Raw genomic sequence first — 20811 nt, 5'->3', positions numbered from 1 at the left:
AACATGAATGGTGATTCAAATTGAAATGCTTTAAACACACATCTGCTGTAACAAGCATTTTTCTACCACACGGATTCTGTATTAACTTTTTTCATTCATCATCAAAAATTTGTCTAAGCGGATTGCTTAAAGAAACACTGTATAAAAGTTTTAATCTTTTAATTGTCATTGGAATACCATTTTCGGTTTTATGCAGCATTGCATGACAATTTGGGCAGACTGGTCTTAGATCTTCTTTAGGATCTACTTCATACTCCTCACCAATCGTATATAACGGCTCAATATGATGTACATGGATAAAATCTTTAGCAAATGCGCCATAGGTATGTTCAAAGCTCATGCCACAGACATAGCAACGAGTCCCATAAATGGCAATACATTCAGCTCTCGCTTTAGGGCATCTCTCATAGCCATTTACAGTGACAGTTATCTTTTTGCCTTCAAAAAATTTGGGGCTATTGACACCTGCTTCATCAGGATAGTTGGTCTCTTCAACATTACTAAACTGGTCAGCAATATAACTAAGCAATTTTTTATGTGCTTCAACCTTATCTAAAGATTTACCTTTCACAAATTTAGTGGTCTTATGCGACTGCAAAGTATCTTTTGGTGTGATTAGACCTAATTCGGCTAAATATCGTCTAGACAGTGATGATTTCTCAACTTTTTTAATTGGTTGAATTAGAAAGTAATCACCTTTATATGCATCTAATTCTTTTTGATCTAACCAATATTCTCTATCTTTTTCTGGCAAGTCAGAGTGACCTATAAAACCAATAACTTGATATTGATATTGGATTTTTCCTATTGGTTCAGTCACATATAAAAATAGTATGTCATTAATTTGGAATTCAAAATCGTATTTTGCCCAACATATTTGATGTGCATCATGATAAGCACGATCTATATCATAAATTGCAGGATTAACAGGAAACAGCCATTCAGACATAAGATCCCTCTACACAAACATCTGCTGTAACAAGCCTTTCTTCCACTGTTTGGCTTGTTCAATTTGCTGTGCCACCACTTCAATTTTTTGGTCGATGCCAGAGAGGAAATTAGCGATTTTGGTTTGTTCTTCTAGACAAGGATAAAGAACAGGCATATCAAAAAAGTCTTTATTTGTAATGTTCATTCGGTCATGTCTTGCACCTGAATTAGCTACACTTTTGACATAATCGTGCCAAAAGTTGCTTTCAAAAAAGTATTCTAGAAATTGAAGATTACCTTCGCTAATTGTGAAAACTGTATACAAAGGTGACATTACACCTAAACATTTTTTATTACGTTTTACAGGTCCAACTGGTGCATGAACAGAAATACGTGGGTTATAAACAAAATCATCTAGGTTCACGATGAAATAACCATTCAAATTTGATTCAGTAACGATCTCTCGCTCGAAATAATCACTTTGTTTAATAATACCTTGAGTAGCAGAATTGGTTAAAACCTCTGTAATATTTCCATCTTTATTCTTACCTGATTGCTTAGATGCAATTTCATTTAATGGCTTATCTTCCCACTCCCCAAACTCACTCCCATCATCCGCTTTAAAACGAATCTGCTGACTAAACAGCTTTTGCATCATACCCTGTTTATATTGACTCAGCAGTTCGTGTTTTTGGGTCAGTTGACTAATCTTTTCATCCACTGCAGAAAGGAAAGAAGCGATTTTGGTTTGTTCTTGTTTAGATGGGTAATTGAAGGGAGTTGCCTTTGCCTGCTCAATCGTAAAATGAGAAATTGTCCCTGTATGGGAAATGCTCTTTAAATACTCTCTAAATTTAGGACTTACAAGAAAATTATAAAGAAATGATCCTTTAATAATTCCTGATGACTTTAACCAAAGTAAATCAGCATCTTTAAAGTATAGAGGTTCATTATTAGGTACTAGATATGGAATACCAATTGTTCCACCACCTGTGACTAACAAATCATCCTTTTGAATTTTTCCTGACTTTTTAGCAAGTTCTTCAAATAGCTCTAGAGAAATAAATGCTTTTTCATTTTCTTTACCCTTAAAAAAGGAAACAACATCACTTGTTCTATAAAAAGGAACACCTGACTCTTGCCATTGATCCTTAAAAACACGGGAAGCCGATGAAATCCCTATCAATTCACCTAATAGTGAACTTTTCCAATCCCCATTAAACTCTTTAAACCGTAATTTAGGCGTAGCCATTACTTCACCTCCGCAAATGGTGAATCAATGCCTAACTCTTTACAGAATCCTGCAATCACCGCATCAGTTTTTTGGCTTTCGACTTCTAAAGCTTGAAGCTGTTTCGCAATCGCATCTAAATCAATCTCAGCTTCCGCTTCAAAGGTATCCACATAACGTGGAATGTTTAAATTAAAGTCGTTGTCTTTCACTTCCTGTAAAGTGGCAACTTTGGCATATTTCTCAATATTCTGACGGTTTTCAAACGCAGCAATAATATTGTCTAAATGCTCAGACAATAACTTGTTCTGGGTCTTTTGCTTTTCAAACTCATTGCTGGCATCAATAAACAGAATATTGTCTTTATGCTCACGGTCTTTTTTCAGCACCAAAATACAGGTCGGAATAGAAGTACCATAGAAAATATTGGCAGGTAGACCAATGATGGTATCAATCACATTCATCTGCTCAATCAAGTACTGACGAATCACACCTTCACTTGAACCACGGAATAAAACGCCGTGGGGTAAGACGACTGCCATCGTACCGTTTTCATCTAAGTGATGAAGCATGTGCTGAACAAATGCCATATCCGCTTTTGAACTTGGTGCAAGCTTGCCGTAACTGCTAAAACGCTCATCTTGTAAAAATAGCGGATCGGCTGACCACTTTGCAGAAAATGGCGGATTCGCTACTACGGCGTCAAAACGTTTATCCAGATGCTGAGGACGGATTAAAGTATCTTCTTGCTTAATGTCAAACTTGGCAAAATGCACATCATGCAGAATCATGTTCATACGTGCCAAGTTGTAAGTGGTACGGTTCATCTCTTGACCGTAAATCATGTCTACATCTTTCACTTCACGCTTCACACGTAAAAGCAGTGAACCTGAACCACAAGTCGGGTCATAGACTGAACGTAAACGCTCTTTACCTTGTGTCACGATCTTGGCAAGCAAGGTCGAAACCGATTGCGGTGTATAGAACTCACCTGCTTTCTTGCCTGCACCAGACGCAAACTCACCAATCAGGTATTCATAGGCATCACCCAATACATCGGCTTCAGTATTGGAAATATCAAAATCAATATCATCTAAATGACTAAGGACTTTTGCCACTAACTCATTACGATCACTCGCCGTATTCCCCAACTTACTTGAGTTGAGATCCATATCTTCAAACAGGTTGGCAAAGTCATCTGCTGAGTCTGAGCCTAAAGTGCTTTGTTCAATAGCTTTTAAAGTGGCTGTGAGATCATCCAGAATAAACTCACCCTGACGACCACGTTCAGCTAGTGTATGGAACAATTGCTTTGGTGTGAGTGCATAACCGACTTCGCTAATGGCATTCTTTTTAATAACTTCGATATACGGTACATGCTCGGCATTATTTTCATCTAGCTCTAAAAAACTAATGTCTTCGCCGTCGAGTAGTTCATTGGCAAAGTTGACTGATTTTTCAGATAAGTATTTAAAGAAGATAAAACCCAAGATGTAATCACGGAACTCATCCGCTCCCATTTTCCCACGTAAGGTATTTGCGATGTTCCAGAGTTGTTTTTGCAGTTGTTGGAGTTGCACTTGGGTCATGTTTAAAATCAACCAAAATTCATTATTTTAGAATGGCATCACTTTGCCATAATTAAGAACTTATATTAAGGCTTATTTTTTAGACACCGCCTTCACTGGCACAAAAAATCATCAAATCACCAAGACTGATATATATACAAAATGAACTTTTGGGTAATTATAGCTCTTATAATGTGGCGCTAAATGTGGCAAATAAAAAAGCCACTTTAAAAAGTGGCTGATTTATAACAAGAATTTTGGTGGAGATGGCGGGAGTCGAACCCGCGTCCGCAAGCACTACACTCGAGATTACTACATGCTTAGATATCGTCTATTGTTTTAACCCTCAAAGACCCGACGAACAGGGTTAAGAGAGCGATCCTTTAAGTTTAGTACAACACCCCAAGGCTTGATGTTATACGGACTTGTGTGCGTGCGCTTCAGTCGGGATCTCTAACCACAAGTATTCAGAGATGCGGACAAGCTGCCCTTAGGCAGCTAGAGCGTAAGATTCGTCGTTTGCGACTATTTAAAATGCAAATTTTATTTACGAGAGAAAATGCGCTCTCGGCATGCATCTATGAGTTTCATCACCAGCGTCGAAGCCAGGAACATCCCCAAAGTACAACGCAATCATAGCATAAAAGTTTGAAAATACGACCTCTAATTTCACAACAATTAAACATACACATGCGCTTATTCCAATAATTGAGATAAAATCCCTTTTTTCAAGTTCAAAATTGCATATTTTATGAGTTATTTACTTGCACTAGATCAAGGGACGACGTCAAGTCGTGCGATCATTTTTGATGAACATGGAAACGTTCATGCAACAGCTCAAAGAGAAACTAAAATACGAACACCAAAGTCAGGCTGGGTAGAGCAAAATGCACAAGAGATTTGGAGTTCACAAATCGCAGTAGTGCAGCAAGCAATTGCTGATGCGCGATTACTGCCTAAAGATATCAAAGCTTTAGGCTTGACCAATCAACGCGAAACGACAGTGATTTGGGATAAAAAAACCGGTGAGCCTCTAGCCCCTGCGATCATTTGGCAAGATCGCAGAGCAAGTGATTGGTGTAATTCCCTCATTCACCAAGACTTACAAACCAAGATAAATTACACCACAGGACTCCGCATTGATCCTTATTTCAGTGCTGGAAAATTAGTGTGGTTACTTGAAAATATTGATGGTTTAAGAGCTCGTGCGGAACAAGGCGAAGTGGCTTTTGGAACCATTGATAGCTGGCTAGTTTGGAATCTCACTCAAGGTGCTGAACACGTGATTGAAGTCTCGAATGCTTCAAGAACCATGTTAATGAATCTGCATACCCAGCAATGGGATGACGAATTACTCGCACTATTTAATATCCCAAAAGCAATACTACCCAAAATCGTGGCTTCTGATTGCCATATTGCCAATACAGCAAAAGGTCTCTTAGGTGCAGAAATTCCAATTACAGGGATTCTAGGTGATCAACAATCAGCGTTATTTGGTCAATCATGTTTTGACATAGGCTCAGCTAAAAACACCTATGGTACTGGCTGCTTTATGTTATTCAATACAGGTGATCAAATTCAACTGAGTCAAAATCAACTCCTCTCCACTTTAGCTTGGCAATGCAAAGAACACACCTCGTATGCGCTTGAAGGTAGTGTTTTTATGGCTGGTGCAATTGTGCAATGGTTACGTGATGGACTAGGAATTATTCAAACTAGCCAAGAAGTTGAACAATTGGCGTGTCAAGTTAACAGTACCGATGGTGTCGTACTTGTTCCTGCCTTTACTGGCTTAGGAGCACCTCATTGGGATACGGATGCCCGCGCATTATTATGCGGCATGTCTAGAGGGACAAATAAAGCACATATTGCGCGAGCAGCTCTCGAATCAATCGCATTTCAAGTCGCTGACGTTTTGAATGCCATGCAATCTGATATTCGAAACCCTTTAAAAGAATTGCGTGTAGACGGTGGTGCGAGTCAAAATGATATGTTGATGCAGTTTCAAGCTGACTTACTGAATGTTCCTGTGTTAAGACCGCAACTTTTGGAGTCAACGGCTTGGGGAGCTGCGGCAATGGCAGGTTTAACTGCAGGTGTATTTAAAAATCCGTCTGATATTGCAGCATCATGGAAATTGGAAAAAGCCTTTGAGCCAACAATGTCTGAAGATCAACGTCAATTCCATTTACATCAATGGAATAGTGCATTAAAACGTTCAAGATCAGACGTTTGATATAAAAACCGCCTACAAGGGCGGTTTTTTAATAAGAGATATATAGATTTTTTAATATGCGTATGAAGCAATGCCTGTTGCAATAGCTTTACCTTCATCATTCACCATATTCATGCGCATCGTACAACCTTTGCGACCCATGCGTAGCACTTCAGCAGTGGCAATAAAATACTTTCCGCGTCCTGGTGATAAATAATCCACTCGCATATCTACTGTTGCTAAACGTGAAACTTTCTTTAAAGTTTCAGGCAACATATCAGGCTCTGCACGCTTGTAAAGCTCGCCCATTGCAACAATCCCGCCAATACTATCGAGTAATGTTGCCGCTACACCGCCATGCAAAATCTGGAAAGAAATATTACCAATGAGATTAGGTTTCATCTCAATATAACCTTGGATTTCACCTTCTACGACACGCATTTGCATTTCGTTGTAAGCGAAATAAGGAGAGGTATTAAATACTTGAGTGAGTTGATTTAATACCACTTCAAGATCTGGTTTAGCACCTAAATGGAGGTTACCCATCCATTTTTTTTGGGAATCGTTCATACAAAACTCAAATTAACATCATGAGAAAAAACCATCAGCATTTTCCCAAAAACCGCCTTAAGGGGGCTACAATTAGACCCAAGTAAAATACCAAACATCGAGATTGTGATGACTTATACGTTTAATCGCCCTGCTTTTCCTGCAACACGCATGCGCCGTATTCGAAAAAATGACAAACTCAGAGCGATGGTGAGAGAAACACATCTTTCTGCTGAACATCTCATTTATCCGGTATTTGTTCTACCAGGTCAAAATCAAACCCAAGAAATACCTAGTATGCCAAATATTCACCGTCTTTCAGCTGATTTGTTGTTAAACAAAGCTGAAAAACTTTTAGAATTAGGTGTATCTAAATTAGCTTTATTCCCAGTTACCCCACAAGAAGACAAAAGTTTAACTGCTGAAGCAGCATGGAGAGATGATGGTTTAGTTCAAACCACAGTCCGTCTTCTAAAAAAAGAATTACCAGAAATGGTACTCATCACTGATGGCGCTTTAGACCCTTATACAACACATGGTCAGGATGGCATCATCGATGAAACAGGTTATGTACTGAATGATGAAACTGTTGAGTGTCTGATTAAACAAGGTTTAAGCCATGCAGAAGCAGGAGCCGATGTTTTCGCACCGAGTGATATGATGGATGGTCGTATTGCTGCGATTCGTCAAGCATTTGAAGCAAATGGTCATATTTATACCAATATCATGGCTTATTCTGCCAAATATGCATCAAGCTTCTATGGTCCTTTCCGTGATGCTGTGGGTTCAGCTTCTAATTTAAAAGGTGGTAACAAGTACAACTACCAAATGGACGTTGGCAACCGAGCAGAAGCTCTTCACGAAATTGCACTAGATATTCAAGAAGGCGCAGACATGGTGATCGTAAAACCAGGGATGCCATATCTAGATATAGTACGTGAAGTTAAAGACACATTTGGCATTCCAACATTTGTTTATCAAGTGAGTGGTGAATATGCCATGTTGGCAGCAGCAATCCAAAACGGCTGGCTTTCTGAAAGTGTGATTTTAGAATCACTGATGAGCTGTCGTCGTGCTGGTGCAGATGGAATTTGGACCTATTTTGCTGAAGATGCTGCAAAAATGCTTAAAGATATGTAACACGCAATTGAATCAAAAGCGCTTTTCCATAAAGCGCTTTTTTCTACTAAAATTATTATCATTGTATTCAAGACCCAACTTTTAAATTACTCATTTAACATCTTACATCACATCAATCTCTTTACATCATTGAGATTATTTGCACGATTAGAGCTTGAATATGGTCTAATACACACCGTCATTTTGAAGGTGGATAAAAATGCACGTTGCCATCATTGGATGTGGAATTAGCGGCTTACTAACAGCGCTTGAATTACTCGAACAAGGTTGTGAAATTACCCTCATTGATCAAAAACAAGCAGGTAAAGCTGCATCTTGGGCAGGTGGTGGTATTTTGTCACCTATGTATCCTTGGCGTTATCCCAAAGCAGTCAATCAATTGGCACAACATGGTAAATCGTTATATCAATCTTGGAATCAAAAAATTCAACCATTGAGTGGCATTGATTTCGAAATTCACGATTCAGGCATGTTAATTTTTGATGAAGATGATTTTGAGATTGGACTCAGTTATAAGGCGCAATTTAACGAGCCGATGCAGCATTGCGATTTACTCGACGAGACTCAATTAAGAAATCTGAATCCACGAGTTTCTAATACTTTCAAGCAGGCTTTGCATTTTCCACAATTGTCTAATGTTCGTAATCCTCGTCTTTTAAAGTCTATTCTGACTTATCTTAAATCACATTCAAAAGTAAAGATTATCGAGCATAAGTGGGTAGAAAAATTACTGATTCAAAATCAGCAAGTGCAATCCATTGTTCTGCATGATCAACATCAAATTAAAGCTGATCAGTATGTTATCGCTACTGGAGCTTGGTCGGCACATTGGGCATCACAACTCGATTTCAATATCCCTGTTCAACCTGTTCAGGGGCAGATGATCCTATTCAAAACCCATGAAAACTGGCTACCCACGATGTGTATGTACAAGGTCATGTATATGATTCCACGTCGAGATGGCCATATCGTCTGTGGTTCCAGTATGGCGGAATTAGGTTTTGAACATCGCCCAAATTTGAAAACACAACAATCCATTTACCAAGCATGCATTCAACTCATACCTGAACTTAAAAATTTCCCGATTGTGCAACAATGGGCAGGCTTGAGACCTAGCTCACCTGATGGAATTCCATATATCGGTTTAATGCCTGAAATGAAAAACTTATGGGCGAATTTTGGTCATTTTAGAAATGGTTTATGCATGGGGCCAGCTGCAGCGCAGTTACTACGACAACTCATGCTGAATCAAACCACCCTCGTTGATCCTAGACCCTATGACCCATCTTTGAAGTTTCAAGTTTAATGTGATGGAAGTAGTTGCTCCAACGCCATTTTGAGTTCTGGATACTGAAATGTATAACCTGCTTGAATAAGTGCTTCTGGTATAACGTATTGTCCATTTAAAACCAATTGAGACTGCTCACCTAACATGATTTTAAACAATGAATCAGGCAGACTTAAAAGCGGTTTCTTGTTTAAAATTTTTGCTGCGGTGCGAACAAAATACACCTGATTCGTTTGTTCAGGAGCAACGAAATTAAAAACTTCTTTTGGAGTGTCATTCAACATCAGAAATTCAATCGCCTGAATCACGTCCTGAATATGAATCCATGCTAAGGGCTGCTGACCTGAACCAATTTTACCTACCAGATTAAATCGAATCGGTAAGAGTAATTGTTGTAAAATTCCTCCGCCATGCCCAAACACCACGCCTAAACGAATGACCTTAATATCAAACTGATTTTTGTATTGGAGCGCCGACCTCTCCCACTCTTGGCAAAGTTCGGACATAAAGATCGGTTGAGATGATCCCTGCTCATTGTTTTTTTCTGACCATTCTTGATCAGGATCAATACCATAATACCCCACAGCAGAACCAGAAATAATTCGCTTGGGATGTTGCTGATGGGTCAGCAGATAATGAAATAATGCATCGGTCGTCTTCACCCGACTGTCGATGAGTTTTTGTTTTCGCCTTTGTGTCCAGCGACCATCACCAATACTTTCACCCGCTAAGTTAATAACATAATCAATTTGAGCGTGTTGGATATCATCGAAAGATTGAACCCATGTCAAACGTGGATGCTTCATTTTTGGATTGGACTGTCGGCTTAAACCAATCACTTGATAATCTTGATCTAGCAAATATGCAACCAAATAAGATCCAATAAAACCTGTTGCACCAGTAACCAAAACGCAAGGATGATACATAGAAATACTCTTATGATCTGATCTCTCTATCATGGTGAAAGATGCCTTTGAGCTCAATTCATGATTACTTATTTACCACCAATTTATTCGCCATGCGCTTCGCTTGTGGACCATAAAACCAAAAGGTAATTAAATATAATGGTATCGCCAGCATCAAAATCATAATTACACTGAGACTTAAGAAACTGGAATTTTGAACATAGAGTAAAAAGTTCTGCCAAATTTCAGGGTCTTTTCTCGAAAAAAATAAAATACTTAAAAAAACACCAAGAAAGTTATAGCCCCAAAAGATCAACGTAAAACCTAATGTGAATTTTTTACGTTCTTGATCCGAAGGTGCGCGTTGTTGTTGATGAATAAATTTATATAAAACAACAATCATCGCTATTAAATATGGAAGTGCAGTGACTATTCCTGCAATTGCTGAAGGCAATAACGCTGCCAATATACCTGCAACCAGCGTTAATCCTAAGCAAAGTAAAAAGAACCATAAAAAATATTTTCTTAAAGAAACCATAACTCTCAGACGCGATAAAATCCTGTCACAAAGCATAACCGAAAATAAATCAAATATTTTTAATTTTCTTGTCAACCGAATCACAACCTTATGCGTTATATAGGGTACAAGGTCAGTAGCAACCGCGTAGTCATTGCACCGGCATCCGCAATGATACACGGTGACCTTATACCCCAATGAGACCTATAAATCATGCTTCTTGCAGAAAAATTTAGTTTAGCAGCCTAAATTTGAATGACTGAAGTATTTTGACCGACGATTTCACATCACTCGAATCGTCGGCTTTATTTTTGTAATTTATAAATTTTCTAAATATACTTTTATCCATAGAGATGAAATAACAATCATAATAAAACCTAGTCCCAATGTATAAAGAAAAAATTAAACATAAAATAAGTCTAAAAAATCGTCTAAATTTTAAATCATACTTTTGGGATGTATTGAATTATCCCTTCACTCGCTTTCTTATCGGTATCGTATTAATTTGCTATTGCTTTGTTTTTCTTAAAGCTTTTCTTAATCATCAATTTCACATACCGCTTACAATCATCAGCTTACTCTGTGGTGTTTTTTATCAAAGTTATCAAATCATTAAAAACAAAGAAAAAATCTTAATTTATTCAATTTTAAGTCTATTTCTGAGTGCACTTTCATTTATTTCTATACAGAGTACTAGCTCGAATCCATTAATAATTTGGGTCTATTTCTATCTTGGTGCTTACTTAATGATTTTTTCTGTAGAGCATCATCAAAGTTTGACCACACCTTTTGGTGAAGGGCTTAGTTTCTTATTTGCACTTGGAATTTGCTATTGGTTTTTTGAAAAACAGATGCTTGGTGTTGATACAGTATTATCGACATTCATCACAATAATCTTGTTAATATTTTTACTCTATTCGATTTTACATGCCTTTTTTGAAATTAAGCATCATCATTTAAGCCGTTTTCTACTGAGTTTCTTTACTTGTTGTTCAATTTTAATTTTGTCTATAGATCAAATTATAGAACTTTATTCACAGGGCGATATTACATCTGAGCATCGTTGGGTTGAGCGTTTAATTTTATTATTTCGATATTTTTTACTCGGTTTATCGTCTTTATATCTTTTTCAAAACTTAATGCTGCTTCTCAGCTATTTTCCCAATAAATACACGCGTTCTTATTTTTCAGATGTCAAACAAAATACGCTGATCCATATCAAACGTTTTTCAGAAGATCAAATTTCTAAAACAGAAGCTTGGTTTGCACTCATTTTTACGGTTTCAGTCTATTCTTTAAATTATATCTATCAAATAATTCCCATCAATATGAGTATTTGGTTAAGCATTCTATTGGTACCATTACTCATACAATCATTTTTCCACCATAAAATAGATCAATCGTTAACAGCAGCTAAACTGCATGCATCCTCTTCTCATAAGCAAATCTCGATCAACTCGAGAATCAAAAATAGAAACAAGAGAAAAAGACGAAAAAAGAGTAAATCGAATAAAAAATAGCGATTAAAAGCTGTCTTATAGAGATGTTAAAAATTTCGATGTTTTAAAGTCCGATATTGGATAAGATGACAATTGAGATGTTTTGGGGTTCAGTAATGGCGGTTCGTTTTTTTCACACTTCAGATTGGCATTTGGGACAATTCTTTCACAATCATGATCGCGATTATGAACACACGCAATTTTTAACGTGGTTACTCGAACAAATCAAAAAAAAACAACCGCATGCCCTTCTGATCGCTGGTGATATTTTTGATGTCATTAACCCAGCTTCTTCCGCTCAAAAACAGTTATATCAATTTTTAACAGATGCACATGCAATCGCACCGCACATGCAAACACTGATGATTGCGGGTAATCATGATTCAGGCTATCGCGTTGAACAAGTTGAGCCTTTATTAGAAAAATATAATGCCAAAGCTGTGGGGGTCATTGCTTGGAATGAAGATAAAACCCTCAATATTGAGCGTTTATTACAGCCGATTTATAACGAAGACAAAAACATTGTTGCTTGGTGCTTGACCTTACCCTTTTTACGTTCAGCAGAAATTACTGGATTCAATGACCAAACGACCAATAGTCAAAATGCGATTGCCTATTTGCATCAAAAACTTATTGCCGAAGCCAAATCACGAAAACAACCTGACCAAGCCCTTATTTTAATGTCACATGCACATCTGCAAGGTGGAGAAACGTCTGATTCTGAACGTCCCATTATCATTGGCAATGAAGAAGCACTTTCAACGTCTTTATATGATGATGTGATCGATTACGTGGCTTTAGGTCATTTACATAAACCACAAAAAGTAGGACAACCCCATATTCGTTATAGTGGCTCACCTATTCCATTATCTTTTAGTGAAATTCGCTACAAACATCAAGTGGTTGAAGTTGAAATCAACCCAAATTCTAGCGATGAAAATCGTTTTAAATTTCAAGCTTTAGAAATACCACGTAGTGTACAACTTCATAAAATATCAGGTGAATTACAACATGTGTTTGAACAATTAAAAGCATTGCCATCTGGTGAAATTGAAGCCATTAATCAACGTGAATATGTCGATATTGAATATCATACTCAAACGCCACCCCAGCCTAATTTACGCCAACAATTTGAAGATGCTTTACCCCCTCATCGTTATCGTTTAGTCCGCATTTCACGTAAATATTTAAATCAAAAAGGTGATCATGATCCTCAAAATAAAATCAGCCTAGAACCACCTACTCCTGAAAAGCTCTTTCAACAAATATGGGAGAAACAAGGGTATCACTCAGATGATGCAGTATTTAGAGATTTTTTAAGCTTGGTCGATGAAGCTCAAAAATCACTTGAAGATGACCTCAGCGCTTAAGGATATGCCATGAAAATTTTATCGATTCATATGAAAAACTTGGCATCTTTAGCGGGTGAGCATTTTATTGATTTTGAAAGTGAGCCTTTAGCCAGCGCGGGCTTAGTGGCAATCGTTGGCAGAACAGGTGCGGGGAAATCTACCATTTTAGATGCCATGTGTTTGGCACTGTTTAATCGTGTTCCCCGCTTAAAAGATAGCGATGGCAAACTGATTGATGTTGATGGCTCAGAGCTTTTAACCAACTCACCTCAAACGATTTTAAGACGTGGTACGGGTCATGGTTTTGCAGAACTTAAATTTATCGCACAAGATCAGAAAGTATATTTAGCACGCTGGGAAATTAAGCGTGCGCGTGAAAATCCAAATGGTAAATTACAAAGTGTTCAACGCTCGTTAAAAAGCTTAACCGATGGCAACGTTGTCGCTGATAAAACCAAAGCAGTTGACGACAGTATTAAAAGAATTACACAACTGAGCTTTGAACAATTTACTCGTGCAGTTTTACTGGCACAGTCAGAAGTTACCGCTTTCTTAAAAGCACGAGATAATGAGCGCGGAGAACTTTTAGAATATTTAACAAACTCAAGTATTTTTGGAAAAATTGGTCAATTGGCGTATGAAAAAACCAAACTAATCGCCAATCAACGAAAAGAGCTTGAAAATATGCTAGGACATATTGAACTATTGTCCGATGAAGATGTTTTAGCACTCAACCAACAATTTCAAACCTATTTGATAGAACAACAAAAATTAGACGCTGAAAAACAACACCTTTTAAAACAACAGCAATGGTTTGAACAAAAGCAAAAACTCGAAGCAGATGTACAAACACGTCAACAATATTTACAAGTCCAACAACAAAAATTAGAAGCTCTAGCTGCACAGAAACATCAACTCCAACAGCTAGAAACATTTGCAACAATTCGACCAGACGTCAATCATCAAAACGCGTTAACTGTTGAACTTTCACAGTTGCAACCTCAGCTTGACCGCGCTGAACAACAATTCACGGCGATTGAACAGCAATTTAATGCAGAAAAAATCACCTTTGAAAAAATCGATAATGAACTTCAACAACAACAAAAATTTGAAATTGAACATCAAGTACAGATCGATGTGGTACGCAGCCGCATTGCAGATCGACGCGTTTTAGGTCAGCAACTGATACAAAGCAAAGAAGAACTGAAAACACTTCAGGCTCAACAACAGCCTTTACTAAATGATGCACAACACGCGAAACATGAAGTTGAACAACTCAAGCAAAACATTACCCAGTGTACAGATCAACTAAATGAGTCAGCACAATTTACGGCTTTAGATGATGGACTCTCTGCTCATCTCAATCAATTACAACGCTTTATTCAAAGCTACACACAGTTTGAACAGCATTATGGCGATGTACATACAGCCCATGAACAAGTCACACTGAAACAACAACAGCTTGAGCAACTCACTCAACAGTATGGACAAGATGAAGCTTTAAATCAGAATATCTCATCGTTGCGTCAAAACCGTGAACAACTTCTGCATCAGCTGAATCAGCTCAATATTTTAGAAACACAATGGCGTAGTTTCCAAAGTATCTATTCGGAAAATATCCAATTAAGTACCGTACAAAACAGCTTAAAACAGCACATTGAAGACAGCCAAGCTCAATTAAAAACCGCTGAACAAGCATACCAAACGCAGAAAAATTTACGTGAACAATTGCAACTCTTGTTGCAACAACAACGTCTATTACATACTGAGAACATAGAAAATTTAAGAGCAAATTTAATTGAAGGTGAAGCCTGTTTAGTTTGTGGAAGTACACACCACCCTTATGTTGAAAATAAAGAGGCTCTTTCGAAGGAGTTAATCACACTTCAAGAGCAGCAAGAACGACAAGAACTTGAAAAAGAACAGCAGGCTTTCAATACTTGGCAGCATGTGCAAAAAACACATACTCAACATGTCGCGGCTTTAGAAGCAAATCGTAAACAGCTTGAAAATGTGACAACACAACTTCAACACGCTCAGGCTCAACTTGAACAGCAATTTAATCATTTAAATATCGCAGTCGACTTTTCAATTGATCATGCACAATTAACTCAAGCCATCACTTCTCGAATTGCCGATACTCAGCAAACACAAAAGCAAATTGAAGATTCGCTTAATACATTGGAACAGACACAGAAAACACGCCACGAACTTATACAATTTATTCAACAACGCTCACAACATTTATCCTTAGTACAACAAGCTGAAGGCAATATTCAGGATATTGTGAGTCTACTTAACCCACAGCAACAACAAGATTGGGCTCAAAACACATTGAACTGCGCTCAAGCCATACTTGTGAAGCTTCAACATCGTCTGAACACGCTCAAACAGTTCAATGACTTGAACAATGTATTGAATAAAAAAGCGCAGTATTTAGAGCAGATCACTCAGTCGCTTCAATTTAGTCAGGAAAAAATTAAAACAACAGAAACACGAATCGAAAAATTAGTAAGTGATGGTCAACAAAACAGCGAAATAGCGATTCAAGCAATTTATGAAATGACACATCGTCATGTGGAAAAACCACATGAATGGTTAGCGACATTTGAACAGAATCGTCAAAATTTAAATACTCAATTTAACGAAACTCGCCAGCGTTTTAATGAGATACGTCAAGTCTTCGACAGCACCCAAATATCATTCAACCAATTAAAAACTCAATACCGTCAACTTGAATCACAGATCGTGACTTTAAAAAGCAAAATTCAAGATTGGCTTAGTCAACACACTGACTTCGACGAAGCCCAACTTCAACAACTTTCACAGATTTCCCATCAGCAAGAACAGCATATCAAGCTCACTTTGCAAACGGCTGAACAACTTGTTGCCGATGCAAAATCAGCAACGAAAACCGTGCAAGAGCAACTCGAACAGCATTTAGTTCATTTGCCTGAAATTAAATTTGAAACACTTAAAGAATACTTATCGACCCTTAGCCATCAAATAGAAAAAATCACTGAACAACGTGATGACGTGAAGCTAAAACTCGAAGTTCATCAACGCAATCAGGCGAAGCAACAGCAATTTGCAGAGCAAATCCAAAAAATCCAGACAGAGGAACATCGTTGGAATAAAATATCGTGCTTAATGGGAGATGCGACTGGTAAAAAATTCCGTGATTATGCTCAGCAGTATAATTTGGATATTTTGATTGAATACGCCAATCAGCAACTGAGTATGCTCTCGCAACGTTATACCTTAAAACGCTTGGAAAACTCACTCAGCCTTGCCATTGTCGATCATGATATGGATGGAGAAACACGATCCGTTTCCTCACTTTCTGGCGGAGAATCCTTCTTAACAGCCCTAGCTTTATCTTTAGCGATTGCCAATATGGCTTCTGGCTCAATGAAAATCGAGTCACTGTTTATTGATGAAGGTTTTGGTACTTTAGATGCATCCTCATTGCATATGGTAATGAATGCCTTAGACCAATTACAAAGCCAAGGTCGTAAAGTGGTGCTGATTTCACATATTCAAGAAATGCACGAGCGAATTCCTGTACAAATTCAAGTCAAGCCTTTAGGCTCTGGCGCAAGTACCATCAACATTGTCGGTTAATGGTTAATGATAAAAAAATTAAAGCCGTCAAATGACGGCTTTAATCTAAGCTAGTTTTCTTAAAGTTAAAATTTGCTCAGCTCGTCCAAAAGGTCCGTTCAGATCATGAAGAATAGATGAAGTTAACCCGATACCGTCATCACCATATTGTTGCACTGTTTCCAGACCTAGCCACTTACCTATTGGCATACGATAGAGATGTATCTGTAAATCTAAATTTGGGAAAGTATAGTTAAATGGCCAACCTTGTCGTGTGACAATTCCATTCGCTGTATCGACCATTCCCATCAACTTCACAAAGTCTGAATGTATTTGTCCTTCAACCATGTCATAAGGATTGGTTAGCCATACAATTCCCTTGCCTGCCCGTCGATCTAAACGGCGTGCCTCAAGTGATTGAATATAGCCTCCAGGCCAGTTTCTAATTTCTTCCCATAAGATCCCCTCGTCAGGATCAGCAACTTTTTGATCTTCTAATCCTGCGACTGCCTGAGTATCACTCATCATCATTCGCCAAGTACGTGCCTGAATGCAGCTTTTACCATGTGCAGACATGGTCGACTCGATCAATTCAATGGTTTTTCCAGGTCGAATAATTCGAGTTTCAATTTGAAACTCCCCAGCGGGTATCAGGCCCAAAATATCTAAACTTATACGTCCAATCCGTAGGTCAGACCGAGCAGAAAAGTGATCCAACTCTGCACAAAGAATCCCTGTTGCGGGCGCCATATGCTGTTCGTGCGCATTCCATGCACCTTGAGCATGTATAGTCGACTTATACTTAGCCAGTACTGATCCATCATCACACAATTTTCGTTCTAAAAGCTGATAATACGAACTCATCCAATTCTTCCCTGTTTTATGATTATGTGAAATATATTGGTTTATTTTTATACATAAAAAGTTGTATTTACAATAACAGTGACTGAACCCGAAAGTTCAGTGCAGACTGAATCCAATCATTTTGAGTAATCTCGCGCCCCAAATAAGGCCGTCCCTATGCGAACCATAGTCGATCCAGCGCTAATCGCATCTTGTAAATCACCCGACATTCCCATACTCAAGGTATCCCAATCAGAAGGATGTGCATGATGCTCTTTCATCTGATCAAAAAGTGTCTTGGCATCATAGAGTGCATCTACATTGCCAGGTGCTGGAATGACCATTAATCCTCGTAATCGAAGTCGAGGTAATATGCTCATTTGAGCAACCAGATCTTCGACCTCTGAAACTGCACAACCATCTTTGCTTTCTTGAGCATCAATATTCACTTGAAGACAAATATTGATTGGCTCCTGTTCGATTGTGCGTTGATTAGAGAGTCGCTCTGCGATAATAAAGCGATCAACCCCATGCACCCATGCAAATTGTTCAGCCAACTGTTTGGTTTTATTGCGTTGTACATGACCAATAAAATGCCATTCGATGTCTAAATCATTCAGCGCTTTGATTTTATCTAATGCTTCTTGCAGGTAATTCTCACCAAATGCTCGTTGACCAGTCTGATACATTTCTCTCAAAATATCCGCTGGATGCGTTTTGGAAACAGCAAGGAGTTTAACCTCGTTAGATTGTCGTTGAGCAACTTCACAGGCTTGTTCAATTTGTTGAATGACACTATTTCTCGCTTGCTCTAGACTCATCATGTATAGCTATCTCAGTTAATTCATCTTTTTTTACTTTCTTGCACGCTAACTGTTGGTTAAGCTGTAGGAAAGCCTTATTATTCTATCAAAATAATTACGATTTTAATGCGTTCGGGGAATTTATGGATATTACAGAATTACTGGCATTTTCAGTGAAAAACGGGGCGTCTGACTTGCACCTTTCTGCAGGAATGCCACCGATGATTCGTGTTGATGGTGAAGTTCGTCGTATTAACTTACCAGCCTTAGAACACAAAGAAGTACACCGCTTAATCTACGACATCATGAATGATAAACAACGTCGCGATTATGAAGAAAAATTAGAAACCGATTTCTCATTTGAAGTACCTGGTGTAGCACGCTTCCGTGTCAACGCATTCAACCAAAATCGTGGCGCTGGCGCGGTATTCCGTACCATTCCTTCTCAAGTGATTTCTATGGAAGACTTGGGCATGGGGCAAATTTTCAAAGACATTTGCGCCTATCCACGAGGAATTGTTTTGGTCACAGGACCAACAGGTTCAGGTAAATCGACTACGCTTGCGGCGATGATGGATTACATTAACGACAACCGTTACGACCATATTTTAACCGTCGAAGATCCAATTGAATTTGTGCACCAATCCAAAAAGTGTTTGATTAACCAGCGTGAAGTGCATCGTGACACACACGGTTTTAATGAAGCGCTACGCTCTGCACTGCGTGAAGATCCAGATATTATTCTCGTCGGTGAAATGCGTGACCTCGAAACCATTCGACTTGCACTCACTGCTGCGGAAACTGGTCACTTGGTGTTTGGAACACTGCATACCACATCTGCCGCAAAAACAATTGACCGTATTATCGACGTGTTTCCTGCCGATGAGAAAGACATGGTTCGTGCCATGCTTTCTGAATCGCTTCAAGCCGTCATCTCTCAAACACTTTTAAAGAAAACAGGTGGCGGTCGGGTAGCTGCTCACGAAATTATGATTGGAATTCCAGCGATTCGAAATCTCATCCGTGAGAACAAAGTTGCACAAATGTATTCTGCAATACAAACCGGTGCAAATTATGGCATGACCACTCTCGATCAAAGTCTCAAAAATCTTGTCGCGAAAGGCATTATTACCCCGCAAGTTGCACGTACTGCGGCTAAACAACCAGAATCATTTTTATAAAAAAGTGAACGTCATTTGATTTAGGGGAATCAAAATGGATTTTAATGACCTGCTCGACATGATGATTGCGCGCAAGGCTTCAGATTTATTTATCAGTGCAGATATTGAACCATCAATGAAAATTAATGGTGAAATTGTGCCTGTAGTTAAAACAAAGCTCACTGGTGAAATCATAGGTCAATTGATTCACTCGATTATGAGTGAAAGACAACGAATCGAATTTGCTGCAACACACGAATGTAATTTTGCTATTGCCAATCGCGATAAAACTGCACGTTTTCGTGTGAGTGCTTTTCAGCAACGTGATCAACCTGGCATGGTCTTACGTCGGATTGAAACTGTCATTCCAAGTATTGAAGAGCTGAAACTACCGCCCGTACTTAAAGATCTGGCAATGACTAAGCGCGGGATCATCTTATTTGTAGGTGCTACTGGTACAGGTAAATCCACTTCGCTTGCCGCAATGATCGGTCATCGTAATCAAAATTCTAAAGGTCACATCATTACCATTGAAGACCCAATCGAATTTATTCATCAACATCAAGGCTGTATCATTACTCAACGTGAAGTTGGCATTGATACAGACTCTTTTGAAATTGCACTGAAAAACACACTCCGCCAAGCACCTGATGTCATTCTTATTGGTGAGATCCGCTCACGTGAAACCATGAACTATGCGATTAGTTTCGCTGAAACAGGACATTTAGTATTTGCGACCTTACATGCCAATAATGCCAACCAAGCCTTAGATCGTATTATTCATTTCTTTGAGACAGATCGTCACAGCCAACTGTTTATGGACCTTTCACTGAATTTGAAGGCAATCATTGCACAACAGTTAATTGCGACTCCTGATAAAAAATCACGTCATCCCGCAATTGAAATCTTAATCAATTCTCCACTGATTTCAGACTTAGTGCGTAAAGGCGAAGTTCATGAAATTAAGGAAGTCATGAAGCGTTCCGGTGAAATTGGAATGCAGACGTTTGATCAAGCGCTATTTGACTTATATAAAGCTAAGAAAATCACTTATGACGAAGCATTACGTCATGCTGACTCTGCCAACGATTTACGCTTACAAATCAAACTCTCTGAAGAAGATCCAAACTATCTGTTGAATTCTGGCCCCCGCCTCACTTTTGATGGTCAAGATGATTAATCAATAGTGAATAAAAAAGGAGCAATCA

At 38.5% G+C, this 20811-nt stretch carries 16 protein-coding genes and 1 other RNA gene; 8 read left to right on the top strand and 9 right to left on the bottom strand.

The genetic code is table 11. The features are described 5' to 3' along the window. Window positions 1-91: 91 nt before the first annotated feature. The 4 genes from AC1M87_RS12405 to ssrA all read right to left on the bottom strand — a co-directional run bounded on the left by AC1M87_RS12405 (window position 92) and on the right by ssrA (window position 4348). A complete protein-coding gene (locus AC1M87_RS12405; protein WP_481593849.1) occupies window positions 92-949 on the bottom strand; it encodes an HNH endonuclease in 858 nt (285 codons plus the stop codon). 9 nt (window positions 950-958) lie between these two features. Next, entirely contained in the window at window positions 959-2182 is a 1224-nt protein-coding gene (locus tag AC1M87_RS12400) for a restriction endonuclease subunit S (RefSeq protein ID WP_481593848.1), read from the bottom strand. Next, window positions 2182-3750, bottom strand: coding sequence for a type I restriction-modification system subunit M (locus tag AC1M87_RS12395; protein ID WP_481593847.1), 1569 nt, complete (start codon window positions 3748-3750; stop codon window positions 2182-2184). Before AC1M87_RS12395 ends, AC1M87_RS12400 begins: the two co-directional genes overlap by 1 nt. Before the next feature lie 237 nt (window positions 3751-3987). Further along, window positions 3988-4348: a transfer-messenger RNA gene (gene ssrA / locus AC1M87_RS12390) on the bottom strand. 132 nt (window positions 4349-4480) lie between these two features. On the opposite strand from ssrA, the gene glpK reads away from it, so the two are divergent. After that, window positions 4481-5965, top strand: a complete 1485-nt coding sequence (gene glpK / locus AC1M87_RS12385) for a glycerol kinase GlpK (protein WP_481593846.1) — start codon at window positions 4481-4483, stop codon at window positions 5963-5965. 51 nt (window positions 5966-6016) lie between these two features. On the opposite strand, the gene AC1M87_RS12380 is transcribed toward glpK, so the two are convergent. Next, window positions 6017-6514, bottom strand: coding sequence for a thioesterase family protein (locus AC1M87_RS12380; protein WP_035266285.1), 498 nt, complete (start codon window positions 6512-6514; stop codon window positions 6017-6019). Between the two features lie 108 nt (window positions 6515-6622). On the opposite strand from AC1M87_RS12380, the gene hemB reads away from it, so the two are divergent. Together hemB and thiO are read left to right on the top strand one after the other, a co-directional pair. Continuing rightward, the gene (gene hemB / locus AC1M87_RS12375) at window positions 6623-7633 is read left to right on the top strand and encodes a porphobilinogen synthase (protein WP_481593845.1); all 1011 of its coding nucleotides are present in this window, start codon (window positions 6623-6625) and stop codon (window positions 7631-7633) included. A gap of 199 nt (window positions 7634-7832) precedes the next feature. Continuing rightward, window positions 7833-8939 (top strand): glycine oxidase ThiO, encoded by a 1107-nt coding sequence (thiO, locus tag AC1M87_RS12370; protein WP_481593844.1) that lies wholly within the window; start codon window positions 7833-7835, stop codon window positions 8937-8939. Here the strand turns inward: thiO and AC1M87_RS12365 are convergent. Together AC1M87_RS12365 and AC1M87_RS12360 are read right to left on the bottom strand one after the other, a co-directional pair. Next, window positions 8936-9847: a TIGR01777 family oxidoreductase gene (locus AC1M87_RS12365; RefSeq protein ID WP_481593843.1), complete on the bottom strand. Its 912-nt coding sequence runs from the start codon at window positions 9845-9847 to the stop codon at window positions 8936-8938. The genes thiO and AC1M87_RS12365 overlap by 4 nt on opposite strands. 64 nt (window positions 9848-9911) lie before the next feature. Then, window positions 9912-10364 carry an ABZJ_00895 family protein gene (locus tag AC1M87_RS12360; protein WP_481593891.1) on the bottom strand — a complete coding sequence of 151 codons (453 nt, stop codon included), beginning with the start codon at window positions 10362-10364 and terminating at the stop codon, window positions 9912-9914. A gap of 365 nt (window positions 10365-10729) precedes the next feature. Between AC1M87_RS12360 and AC1M87_RS12355 the strand changes: the two genes are divergently transcribed. The 3 genes from AC1M87_RS12355 (at window position 10730) to AC1M87_RS12345 (ending at window position 16818) form a co-directional block, all read left to right on the top strand. Continuing rightward, window positions 10730-11863, top strand: coding sequence for a hypothetical protein (locus tag AC1M87_RS12355; RefSeq protein WP_481593842.1), 1134 nt, complete (start codon window positions 10730-10732; stop codon window positions 11861-11863). A 95-nt stretch (window positions 11864-11958) separates the two neighbouring features. After that, on the top strand, window positions 11959-13212 hold the full coding sequence (locus AC1M87_RS12350) for an exonuclease SbcCD subunit D C-terminal domain-containing protein (protein WP_481593841.1): 1254 nt from the start codon (window positions 11959-11961) through the stop codon (window positions 13210-13212). A gap of 9 nt (window positions 13213-13221) precedes the next feature. Next, a complete protein-coding gene (locus AC1M87_RS12345; protein WP_481593840.1) occupies window positions 13222-16818 on the top strand; it encodes an AAA family ATPase in 3597 nt (1198 codons plus the stop codon). Between the two features lie 45 nt (window positions 16819-16863). Here AC1M87_RS12345 and AC1M87_RS12340 read toward each other — a convergent pair whose 3' ends face one another. Then, complete coding sequence (locus AC1M87_RS12340; protein WP_481593839.1) at window positions 16864-17661, bottom strand: thioesterase family protein; 798 nt, start codon at window positions 17659-17661, stop codon at window positions 16864-16866. Window positions 17662-17777: 116 nt separating this feature from the next. Next, window positions 17778-18464, bottom strand: a complete 687-nt coding sequence (locus AC1M87_RS12335; RefSeq protein ID WP_035267462.1) for a YggS family pyridoxal phosphate-dependent enzyme — start codon at window positions 18462-18464, stop codon at window positions 17778-17780. 122 nt (window positions 18465-18586) lie between these two features. Here AC1M87_RS12335 and AC1M87_RS12330 point away from each other — a divergent pair, with 122 nt between their 5' ends. Both AC1M87_RS12330 and AC1M87_RS12325 read left to right on the top strand, forming a co-directional pair. After that, complete coding sequence (locus AC1M87_RS12330; RefSeq protein WP_092768204.1) at window positions 18587-19624, top strand: type IV pilus twitching motility protein PilT; 1038 nt, start codon at window positions 18587-18589, stop codon at window positions 19622-19624. Window positions 19625-19658: 34 nt separating this feature from the next. Then, window positions 19659-20783, top strand: a complete 1125-nt coding sequence (locus AC1M87_RS12325) for a PilT/PilU family type 4a pilus ATPase (RefSeq protein WP_481593838.1) — start codon at window positions 19659-19661, stop codon at window positions 20781-20783. The last annotated feature ends 28 nt before the right edge of the window (window positions 20784-20811 follow it).

This window comes from Acinetobacter sp. 24-47-62 (assembly GCF_056779765.1).
This window is presented reverse-complemented; position numbering and strand designations above follow the sequence as displayed.

Coding starts and splice junctions, on each gene's coding strand:
- AC1M87_RS12405 (WP_481593849.1), bottom strand. CDS start 949: ATGTCTGAATGGCTGTTTCCTGTTAATCCTGCAATTTATGATATAGAT.
- AC1M87_RS12400 (WP_481593848.1), bottom strand. CDS start 2,182: ATGGCTACGCCTAAATTACGGTTTAAAGAGTTTAATGGGGATTGGAAA.
- AC1M87_RS12395 (WP_481593847.1), bottom strand. CDS start 3,750: ATGACCCAAGTGCAACTCCAACAACTGCAAAAACAACTCTGGAACATC.
- glpK (WP_481593846.1), top strand. CDS start 4,481: ATGAGTTATTTACTTGCACTAGATCAAGGGACGACGTCAAGTCGTGCG.
- AC1M87_RS12380 (WP_035266285.1), bottom strand. CDS start 6,514: ATGAACGATTCCCAAAAAAAATGGATGGGTAACCTCCATTTAGGTGCT.
- hemB (WP_481593845.1), top strand. CDS start 6,623: ATGACTTATACGTTTAATCGCCCTGCTTTTCCTGCAACACGCATGCGC.
- thiO (WP_481593844.1), top strand. CDS start 7,833: ATGCACGTTGCCATCATTGGATGTGGAATTAGCGGCTTACTAACAGCG.
- AC1M87_RS12365 (WP_481593843.1), bottom strand. CDS start 9,847: ATGTATCATCCTTGCGTTTTGGTTACTGGTGCAACAGGTTTTATTGGA.
- AC1M87_RS12360 (WP_481593891.1), bottom strand. CDS start 10,364: ATGGTTTCTTTAAGAAAATATTTTTTATGGTTCTTTTTACTTTGCTTA.
- AC1M87_RS12355 (WP_481593842.1), top strand. CDS start 10,730: ATGTATAAAGAAAAAATTAAACATAAAATAAGTCTAAAAAATCGTCTA.
- AC1M87_RS12350 (WP_481593841.1), top strand. CDS start 11,959: ATGGCGGTTCGTTTTTTTCACACTTCAGATTGGCATTTGGGACAATTC.
- AC1M87_RS12345 (WP_481593840.1), top strand. CDS start 13,222: ATGAAAATTTTATCGATTCATATGAAAAACTTGGCATCTTTAGCGGGT.
- AC1M87_RS12340 (WP_481593839.1), bottom strand. CDS start 17,661: ATGAGTTCGTATTATCAGCTTTTAGAACGAAAATTGTGTGATGATGGA.
- AC1M87_RS12335 (WP_035267462.1), bottom strand. CDS start 18,464: ATGATGAGTCTAGAGCAAGCGAGAAATAGTGTCATTCAACAAATTGAA.
- AC1M87_RS12330 (WP_092768204.1), top strand. CDS start 18,587: ATGGATATTACAGAATTACTGGCATTTTCAGTGAAAAACGGGGCGTCT.
- AC1M87_RS12325 (WP_481593838.1), top strand. CDS start 19,659: ATGGATTTTAATGACCTGCTCGACATGATGATTGCGCGCAAGGCTTCA.